Raw genomic sequence first — 10,000 nt, 5'->3', positions numbered from 1 at the left:
CAAAGCTGTCCATGGGTTATGGCTGGCAACACGAGTTGCATCTGTACCACCGCCGACCGGCACGCCCATTTCTAACATTCGCGCTACAGGAGGGGTTTGTTGTGCCGCCTGCTGGCCATAACGACGGATAAAGTATTCGCCCTGAAAGGCCATACGATGCTGAATGGCAATACCGCCGCCTAAAGCTCTTACCCGCTCAATATTTTTTTCAGTGATGGTTTCGGCATGATCAAATAACCAGCGCAAGCCGTTAAATGGGGTGTCTTTATTCACTTTTTCAAACACATCCAGCATACGGCTGATGGACTCGTTGTAGGTGGCATGCAAGCGGAAGGGCCAGCGGTTTTCCACTAAATGCCGCACTACTTGCTCCAGTTGTTGCTCCATGTTGTCGGCTAAGTCGGGTCTGGGTTCGACAAAGTCTTCAAAGTCGGCCGCGGAAAACACCAGCATTTCGCCCGCACCATTATGGCGGTAAAAATCATCTCCCTGGCCAGGTTTGACTATCTGAGCCCATTTTTGGAAGTCTTGTAGTTCAGCGCCTTTGTTTTGCGTAAAGAGGTTGTAGGCAATACGCACTGTCAATTGGTCGTCTTTGGCCAGGCGTTCTATCACCTGATAATCATCGGGGTAATTCTGGAAACCACCGCCGGCATCAATAGCACTGGTTACACCTAAGCGGTTGAGCTCACGCATAAATTGTCTGGTAGAGTTGATTTGATGCGATAACGGCAAGGTAGGGCCTTTCGCCAGAGTGGCATACAAAATCATCGCATTAGGTCGTGCTATCAGCATGCCGGTCGGATTACCTCTGGCATCGCGCTGAATTTCACCGCCTGGAGGATTGGGTGTGTCTTTGGTATAGCCCACTGCTTTTAATGCTGCGCGGTTTAATAAAGCTCTGTCGTACAAATGCAGCAGAAATACTGGCGTTTCAGGTGCAGCTTTATTAATTTCATCCAAAGTTGGCATACGTTTTTCGGCAAACTGAAACTCTGTCCAACCGCCAACGACCCGCACCCACTGTGGATGTGGGGTACGATCCGCCTGAATTCTGAGCATGGCCAGTGCATCCGCCACAGAAGGTACCCCTTCCCAGCGTAATTCCAGGTTGTAGTTTAATCCGCCACGGATCAGGTGCAGGTGAGAGTCATTTAAGCCAGGAATAACGGTTCGGTTTTTCAGATCGATCACCTGGCTTTGTTCGGTTTGGTGACGCAGCACTTCAGCTGAGCTGCCCACTTCCACAAACTTACCGTCGCGAATTAATACGGCGCTGGCGACAGGTTGTTCCTTATCCATAGTATGAAAACGACCGTTGATCAGGATTAGATCGCTGTGTGAAGACTTATCCATTGGCATGCTCCTCTATAAATCGTTAGCCAACAACTAATGTGTTGGTGTGGCTTTGGCGCAGTAAAAAGTTCAATGAAGCAGAGTCTGTGAAAAATCCAGGATGGCGTCTAGCTATACAAACAGATAATGGTGAAGCGGCAAAGGCACTCCTAGTATGTGTTCAGTTCTGATGAATTATTCAGACTAAAGCGGTAACAGGTGCGATGTGAGCACAATGCATACACTCCACTTTGGTACCTGACATTTACTCAGTGAGCATAGTTTGTTTTTAGTTGCTGATACTGTGCTTACGGAACTTGGCTTATTAATCAGGTCCGTGTGTTGGTCTTATGCGATCCAATGCTGACCCTTAAAGGAATGATCAAAATGGCAAACCCTAAACTTGAAGTACTGACACCACAAAACTGTCAGCTGATTATTATTGACCACCAGCCTCAAATGGCCTTTGGTGTGCAGTCAATTGACCGCCAAACATTAAAAAACAACACAGTTGGTTTGGCCAAAGCAGCCAAAATTTTCAATATTCCTACCACCATCACTACAGTGGAAACTCAGGGTTTTTCCGGCTACACCTACCCCGAGTTACTGGATGTATTTCCAGGTATTCCATTGCTGGAACGCACCTCAATGAACTCATGGGATGACCAGAAAGTTCGTGACGCTTTAGCTAAAAACGGTAAAAAGAAAGTCGTAGTGGCAGGTTTATGGACTGAAGTCTGTAACACCACTTTTGCCTTGTGCGCCATGCTCGAAGGTGGCTACGAAATTTATATGGTGGCTGATGCTTCAGGCGGTACCACAAAAGAAGCGCACGATTATGCTATGCAACGTATGGTTCAGGCTGGAGTTGTGCCTATGACCTGGCAACAAGTGCTGCTGGAATGGCAACGTGACTGGGCGCATAAAGATACCTACGACGCAGTGGTCGCGTTGGTGAAAGAGCATTCAGGTGCTTATGGTATGGGTGTGGATTACGCCTATACCATGGTGCATAAAGCACCACAACGCACAGTCAGCACCCATGAAACGCTGGCGCCTGTAGCTGCAAAATAACTTGGTTTTTGAACGGACAGTTTCTCTTTGCACTGCAAAGCTCACTGTCCGTTCAAACCAACAGGTCAGAGGGGTTTCTATGAAATTATATCTATTATCTCTTGGCGTAGGTTTATTGGTTGGTATTATTTACGCTTTATTACAAGTTCGTTCTCCAGCTCCTCCTGCTATAGCTCTGTTGGGCTTGCTTGGTATGTTAATTGGAGAGCAGATAGTGCCTGTAGTGAAACAATGGGTCGCAGGCCAACCAGTGACTATGTTATGGTTCAAAGCCGAATGTGTTCCTAAAATCACAGGAACACCTGCAACTTTAACCGCACAAACCAAAACAGAAAGCGCGACAGACAGTAAGCAAAAATCATGAGAAAGATCCAGCTGTTCAGGAGGGCTTTGTTTTTTTAAAACAAAGACCAAAAGCACTCACGGATTTTGGATGATGTTTACGCTCTGAGCAGTATGGGATTGATATGCAGAAACTAGATGTTACAGGAACTCTGATTGCTATTGTTGATGACGAGCAGTCAGTTCGAACAGCTTTAAGTAACTTATTACTGTCTGTGAGTTACGAGACAGTGTTATTTGAGTCTGCTGAAGCTGTTTTACAGAGTGACCTACTAGGCGATATCAATTTCATGGTGCTTGATGTCAAGCTCAGGGGGATGAGTGGCATCGAATTATTCGAACAGTTACGTGCCGCTGGAGTGATTATTCCTACAGTATTTATCTCTGGTAATGCCGATTGGGATACGCAGTTACGTATTGCTCAAGCCGGGGCTTTATTATTTTTACCGAAACCTGTGGATGTGGAACTTCTACTTAAGACTATCGACGATATTGTTAAAAGTTAGAGACCTGTTCCCAGTCATAAAGTGGTGTGTAACGAAGAAGCGGCAATAATGGATAAACTCGATTTAAGTAGCTATAAATTTAAGCCTTTGCGCCAGGTTTGTGACATTTCTTACAGTCGTGGTCTTTCGTCGGTTGATGGAAAGAGCGCTGTTATCATTGCCAGTGCAGTTTCCGGCGAAGTTCAGGACCAGGTCGGTAAGTTGTTTCATAATGAGTTTTCTCTGTCAGCTCTGCTTGATCCTGCCTGGGCTATTTATCCTATTGCTTCCATCCTTTTGGCTGGTCAGCCGACACTACTATATGACGACTATCAGGCTGAACCTTTAAACCGTCGTTTTAAAGGTGGCTGCCCGTTGGAATATTTCTTTCCTCTGGCCATACAAATTACAGCGCTTCTGAAGGCGATGCACGGTGTCGGCCTGGTACACAAGGATATCAAGCCAGCAACGCTGTTAATCGATCAGGAAGGGGTCGTGCGTTTAAGTGGTTTTGGCTTTGCGGAAAAGTTGGAGCGGACGGAGTCTGAAGCTGCTGAATCCTATTCAGGTTGCTCATTGGCTTATATATCGCCGGAACATACAGGCTTAAGCTCGGATAGGATTGACTGCCGTAGTGACCTTTATTCGGTAGGTGTGGTGTTCTACGAGCTCTTAACAGGACGTTTGCCTTTTGAATTGAGTGACACGGCAGAACCTCAGGACTGGATGCATTGTCATTTGGTGTGCGACGTCAAAGCTCCTCATATCCTGACATTAGGTATTCCGGCATGGTTGTCTAATTTGGTACTGAAGTTGCTGGAAAAAGATCCAGCACAACGTTACCAATCGGCCGCAGCTCTGGAAGCTGATTTAGTTTATTGCCAGAAAGCCTGGCGCGAGACAGGTGACATCAGCCCTTTTCCGTTGGGGCAGTTTCATGTACCAACCAGTTTGCAGATCCCCGATAGTTTATATCTGCGTCAGCAAGAAGCTGAACAATTGCATTCGGCTTTACAACACTGCAGGGTAAATCAGCATAAAACTATGGTGATTCTGACTGCAACTGCTGGTATGGGGAAATCATCCCTGATCCAGGCTTTTGTTTCCGATTTAAATGCAGCCGGATTTTGCGTAGCCGCAGGTAAAGCTGAGCAATACAGAAATGATGTGCCTTATACCACGCTGATCCAAGCATTTCGATTTTGTTTAAAAGAGCTGATGAAACAGCCACCGACAGAACTCAGATTTTGGCAACAACGTTTAGAGCAGAACTTGACCAGCTGTAAAACCTCGGCTGTTAGTTTGTTCCCTGAGCTCAGTTCGGTATTTACTGAAGATACTGGCTATTCAATTCCGGCCGGAAGACATGATATTACCAAGCAAGTTCTGCAGAAAATGATATTGGCGCTGGCCACATCAGAACGTCCTTTTGTGATCGCCCTGGATGATATTCAGTGGCTGGATAAGGCCAGCCAGAATTTTGTCAGTCAATTAATGTCGGCGCATTCGCCTTTACCTCTGATGGTATTGGTGGGAGCCAGAGGACGAAATGAGACCGAGGTGTTTCGCAATGCCGTGACAGATCCTGAATTCGCCCTTGTAGTTGACCTGCAATTACAGCCTCTGGACAGTCGTCAGGTAACAAAAATTATTGCCAGAACCTTTCAGACCAGCCACCCAAAAGTTTTGGATTTAGCTCCGCTGGTGTTGGCTAAAACCTTAGGTAATCCATTTTTCGTCAGTCAGTTCTTAAAAACTATAGTGCAAAAAGGGCTGGTCAGCCGTGAACCCCAAAGCAGTAATTGGCTTTGTGACCAGCAGGCTATTGAAGCTATAGCTTACACGGACAACGTGGCGCAGGATATTTTGCAGCGTTATCAGTTGTTGCCTGCTGAAACTCAGCAACTTCTTGTTGGTTTGGCCTGCATAGGCCGTCAGGCTGAGTTAGAGTTTCTGGTTGACCTGTTTGGTTTAGAACCTGACGAAATTCAACGCCGGGTGATGCCAGCTTTGCTTAGTGATGTGCTGTATAAAACGGATAGCGGCTATGCGTTTTATCACGATCTGGTGCACAGTGCGACCAAGGCGCTGATTAGTGAGGAAGAAATCAGCCGATTGGATCTGATGATAGGACGGCGTTTACTGAGTGGTGCCATCCTCAGTGAACGGGATGATGAACTCTTCAGCGCGATCGAGCATTTATCCAGAGCGTCTGATTTATTGACAGAAAAAGAAGAGCGCCAACATATTTTGCGTTGTGCTTTAGATGCAGCACAAAGAGCAAAAAGAGCTAATTCCTGTCAGTCCGCTTTATATTTCATTGAGTTCGCAGGAACTCTGCTCAGCGAAAGTAGCCATGACCATAAACAAATTTTAGCCTCATTGCGACTGGAGTTGGCTGAGTGTGAAATGCTGACTGGGCGCTTAGAAACCGCTTTTGCTATTCTGACCGAGGTACTGCAACTAAACAGTGGTGCCGTTCCCGGTGCCCGCGCATACCGCCTGCTGACGGAGCTTTGTTTACGTCGTTCAGCTTATCAGGAGGCTGTGGATGTCGCATTAAAAGGTTTGCAGCTATTTGATATTGTGATCAGCCCGTCTCCATCGAATGACGATTGTCTCAAAGCCTATAACCAGTTGCAGCAGCGAATGGAGGAAGATTTCCGTCAGGGTTTTTTACAGCTGCCCATGATGGACGATCCTCAGGTGGAGGCTATATCAGACTTGTTAGCTTCTTTGTCTGTTCCTGCTAGTTTTACTAATGAAAATCTGCATTTTATCCAGTTGTGTTATGCGCTGGAATTGGCACTGGATTATGGCGTAAACGGCGCAACTACTGCTGCGTTAGGCTGGATTGGTGTCTTGATAGGTCACAGGTATGGTGAGTATGAAAAAGGCATGGCGTATTGTCAGTTAGCCCGCTCTTTGATCGTAAACCATCAGTTTGTTGAATATGAGGCAAAAACACTGCTCATATTGGATCAACTTAGTGTCTGGACTCAGCCCCTGTCTTTTACTATGGACTGCGCCAGTGCCTGTTACTCCGCCTCAATCACCTATGGCGATTTAGCCACTGCTTGTTTTTCTATCTGTCATCAGGTGGTTAATTTCTTTAGTGTAGGCAAGCCCCTGGATAAAGTGTTACAGGAAACTCAGCGTGGTTTGGATTTCAGCAGAAAAGTGGCATTTACCGATGTTGAGCTGATCTTTATTGCTCAGCAGGCTTTTGTTGAAAACCTGCATCAGGGCAAAGGTAATACATTTTCTGGCCATAACCTAATGCAGGCCAGCGAACAGCTCTGTGAAGATAAGTTATCAGAGCGTATGTCTACGCTAGTGTTCTGGTATTGGTTATACAAAGGCATATCACATTATTTGGCTTGCGAATATCAGGACGCAGTGAACAGTCTGGACAAAGCAGGAGATTACTACTGGTCGGCACCAGCCCATATCCATCTTTTGGATTATCATTTTTTCAGAGCCATGGCTGTAATGGCAGCCGTGACAGAACCAGACGCCGAGGTGATGCGAGAAGTACTTCAGCATAAGCAAAAAATTGATAGTTGGGCTGAGTTAAATCCAACCAGCTTTGCAGATAGGGCCGCAATTCTTCAGGCCGAGTTATGGCGTTTTAGTGGTGAAACTTTTAAAGCGATGACGGCCTATGAAGCTGTGATAACGCTATACAGAACTAAAGATTTTATTCAATACAAAGCCTTAGCTTATGAGCGGGCTGGCAGATTGGCAGCAGATCATAAACAAATGACAGCTGCTACTGCTTATCTGCAACAGGCCATTCAGTGTTACAAGGATTGGGCAGCCTACAGCAAGGTGCGACAGTTGGAAAAGTTCTGCAGTTATGCTGGTGTTTCTGAACAGATAGGAACAGCAAAGCCTCAAAACATCTCTGATAGCGCCAGCGGTCGTTACCTGTCCAACTTGCTCAAAGCTTCCAGAGCTATTACCGAACAGACCGATTATACAAAATTAATGCAGGTACTTTTGACCATCATGGTTGAGCAAGCTAGTGCTCAAAGGGTGCTGCTGCTAAAGCCTGCGGGAGATAGCCTGACGGTTGAAGCCAGGGCTCATACAACGACGGCTGGGGTGATTATTGAAGCTGTACACAGCGAAGCGCATTGGGACGATTTACCAAAATCTTTGGTAAACACTGTGATAAGAACGCAAAAACTGATCTATGTAAAGGCTGGACAGCAAGGTGCTCCATTTGAGCTTGACCCTTATTTTCAGCGTTTCTCTGACATTACGTCCTTGTGTTTACCTTTGCTCAGACAAGGTAGGTTAATTGCGCTGTTTTATATAGAGCTAAGGGCAAAAGAAGAGCAACTGACGGAGCAATATTTGAATGTGCTCAAGTTTTTAGCCTCTCATGCTGCAGTGTCGATTGAAACGTCCAGGTTATACAGCAGCATTGAAGAAGTGAATCAACAGCGTTTGCAATTGGAGCGGGCGCTGCGGGTTGCGGACACTTCTTTGGCCTTGGGGGAACAAATCAGCAGGACTGGTAGTTGGCGCTGGGAGTTAAACAAAAACACACTGATTTGTTCAGAAGAGTTTTGTCGTATCTTTGGTTTAGATCCGCAGCGGCGCACTATTTTGTTTGCTGACTTCGCCGCTTGTATCCACCCCGACGATAAAAAATCTGTATTGGAGAAGATCAATAAATCTGTGCAAATGGAAGCCGCTATTAAAGTGGAATATCGTATTGTCCGCGGCGATGGCAGCGTTTTGTATTTGACTGGCCAGGGCAGCCCGGTATTTGGTTCTGATAAATTGATTGACTATGTGGGTACAGTGATAGATATCACAGACAGGCGAGCTTCAGAGGATGCCTTAAGGGCTGCTCAGGAAGATTTGGCTCGTGTATCGCGTATCACAACTGTAGGGCAGTTGACCTCCTCTATTGCGCATGAAATTAATCAGCCTTTAATGTCTATTGTGGCTAATGCTGGCGCTGGTTTGCGTTGGCTGCACCGCACTACACCTGATTTACAACAGGTGAGTGCTAGTTTGCAGGCGATAGCGACTGAGGGCCAAAGAGCAGGTCAAATTGTACAAAGTCTACGGGCCTTAACAAAAAATACGAAAGCAGTGCTGACAGTGCTGAATATTCATGACGTGTTGAATCATATTTTGACCATAGCCCGTAGTGAAATGGAAAGGCGTAAAGTCTCGCTGGTATTGCAGCTGGATGCACAATTGTCCGATATTCTCGGCGATATGGTGCAGTTACAGCAAGTGATGCTGAATCTGGTGATGAATGCCATAGAAGCCATGAGCGAAGTCACGGACAGGCCCAGAATATTAACTATCTCTACTTTTACTGAAGATGATCAGGCTATTTTTATCTGGGTGGAAGACACTGGCCCTGGTATTAGCGAGGAGACTAAAGCACGGTTGTTTGATGCTTTTTATACTACGAAAAAAGACGGTATGGGCATGGGATTGACCATTTGCCAGTCTATAGTCGAAAACCATGGCGGGCGCTTGTCTGCAGAGGCCAGACTTGAGGTTGGTACTGTGTTTTCGTTTTTTCTACCACTGGTCAAAGACTGAATGCAAGGGTTCAACGGAGGAAAACAATGAGCGGTTTAGTGATAGTAGTAGAAGATGAAGATCAGGTGAGGCTTGCTTTAGTTAGTCTGTTGCAATCTGCTGGCTACAAGGTGCAGGACTTTGCGTCTGGTACAGAATTCTTAAATAGTACTATGCCACAAACTCCGGCCTGCCTGCTGCTGGATATGCAGATGCCCGATACTACGGGTATGGATATTATTGAGCAACTCACTAGTACAGAGTCCAGAATGCCGGTGATATTTATCACAGGCCATGGTTCTATCCCCTTGAGTGTGCAAGCAATGAAATCCGGCGCCCGTGAGTTTCTGACTAAACCTGTATGTCCTGATGCGCTGTTAACAGCTGTTGCTGAAGCTTTAGCCTCAGATCAAGCGAATCTGCAGCATCGTATTGAGCAATCTGAATTAGTCAGCCGTTATAATTCGCTGACTCCCCGTGAACAACAGGTGCTGGAGTTTATTATCGGTGGTTTACTGATCAAACAAATAGCGGCTGAATTAGCGGTTAGCGAAATTACCATCAAGGTGCATAAGAAACAGATTATGACCAAGATGCGCACCAAATCTGTGACTGATCTGGTGCGGATCACTGAACGTTTGCATATAGCCCAAGCCAGAGGTCGCTAGGTTATCTGGCTAGTGGGCTTCATGGTTCAGGCTGCGTTCTATCCGCTGATCCGGAATAAGCCAAAGTATGGCAATAGCGATGTAAATGGCTAAAGCCAGCCACTGCGAGGCAAAAGACAACAGTGTACCCAGCAAATAAAACAGCATAGATAAACGGCCTTTCCAGTCCGATCCGACCGCATATTTCAGCCTCGATTGCTCACCTTGGGATACAATAATCCTGTGTTGCAGCATCCAGTAAGCAAAAGACGTCATCAGCAATACAGCACCATATAAAGCCACAGGTTCAGCGGAGAACTTGCTCTCTCCCATCCAGGCTGTGGTAAAGGGGATCAAGGATAACCAGAATAATAAGTGCAGATTGGCCCAAAGGATGGAACCTGTCACTTTGTCACAGACATAGAGCATATGATGGTGGTTGTTCCAGTAAATACCTAAGTAGATAAAACTCATCACATAACTAAAAACTACGGGTGCCAAGGGCCATAATGCTTCTATGCTATTTCCGGATGGAATGTGCAGTTCCAGCACCATAATAGT

The 10,000-nt window shown here is 46.1% G+C and carries 7 protein-coding genes; 5 read left to right on the top strand and 2 right to left on the bottom strand.

The features are described 5' to 3' along the window. Positions 1-1,356 (bottom strand): amidohydrolase (locus tag LDL40_RS18585; protein ID WP_300996983.1); only part of this gene is annotated, 1,356 nt, incomplete at its 3' end. A 366-nt stretch (positions 1,357-1,722) separates the two neighbouring features. On the opposite strand from LDL40_RS18585, the gene LDL40_RS18580 reads away from it, so the two are divergent. The 5 genes from LDL40_RS18580 (at position 1,723) to LDL40_RS18560 (ending at position 9,460) form a co-directional block, all read left to right on the top strand. After that, positions 1,723-2,409, top strand: coding sequence for a hydrolase (locus LDL40_RS18580; RefSeq protein WP_300996982.1), 687 nt, complete (start codon positions 1,723-1,725; stop codon positions 2,407-2,409). A 79-nt stretch (positions 2,410-2,488) separates the two neighbouring features. Next, the gene (locus tag LDL40_RS18575) at positions 2,489-2,773 is read left to right on the top strand and encodes a DUF1427 family protein (protein WP_300996981.1); all 285 of its coding nucleotides are present in this window, start codon (positions 2,489-2,491) and stop codon (positions 2,771-2,773) included. A gap of 103 nt (positions 2,774-2,876) precedes the next feature. After that, the gene (locus tag LDL40_RS18570; protein WP_300996980.1) at positions 2,877-3,257 is read left to right on the top strand and encodes a response regulator transcription factor; all 381 of its coding nucleotides are present in this window, start codon (positions 2,877-2,879) and stop codon (positions 3,255-3,257) included. A 48-nt stretch (positions 3,258-3,305) separates the two neighbouring features. After that, positions 3,306-8,813, top strand: a complete 5,508-nt coding sequence (locus LDL40_RS18565; protein WP_300996979.1) for an AAA family ATPase — start codon at positions 3,306-3,308, stop codon at positions 8,811-8,813. A 26-nt stretch (positions 8,814-8,839) separates the two neighbouring features. Continuing rightward, positions 8,840-9,460 carry a response regulator transcription factor gene (locus LDL40_RS18560; RefSeq protein ID WP_300996978.1) on the top strand — a complete coding sequence of 207 codons (621 nt, stop codon included), beginning with the start codon at positions 8,840-8,842 and terminating at the stop codon, positions 9,458-9,460. A gap of 9 nt (positions 9,461-9,469) precedes the next feature. Here LDL40_RS18560 and LDL40_RS18555 read toward each other — a convergent pair. Next, positions 9,470-10,000: TMEM175 family protein (locus LDL40_RS18555; protein ID WP_300996977.1), on the bottom strand; the 531-nt coding region annotated here is incomplete at its 5' end.

Source organism: Rheinheimera sp. (genome assembly GCF_020217005.1).
Classification (GTDB): Bacteria; Pseudomonadota; Gammaproteobacteria; order Enterobacterales; family Alteromonadaceae; genus Pararheinheimera.
Note: the sequence above shows the minus strand (reverse complement) of the source record. Positions and strands in the feature narration are given on the sequence as shown.

Coding starts and splice junctions, on each gene's coding strand:
- LDL40_RS18560 (WP_300996978.1), top strand. CDS start 8,840: ATGAGCGGTTTAGTGATAGTAGTAGAAGATGAAGATCAGGTGAGGCTT.
- LDL40_RS18580 (WP_300996982.1), top strand. CDS start 1,723: ATGGCAAACCCTAAACTTGAAGTACTGACACCACAAAACTGTCAGCTG.
- LDL40_RS18575 (WP_300996981.1), top strand. CDS start 2,489: ATGAAATTATATCTATTATCTCTTGGCGTAGGTTTATTGGTTGGTATT.
- LDL40_RS18570 (WP_300996980.1), top strand. CDS start 2,877: ATGCAGAAACTAGATGTTACAGGAACTCTGATTGCTATTGTTGATGAC.
- LDL40_RS18565 (WP_300996979.1), top strand. CDS start 3,306: ATGGATAAACTCGATTTAAGTAGCTATAAATTTAAGCCTTTGCGCCAG.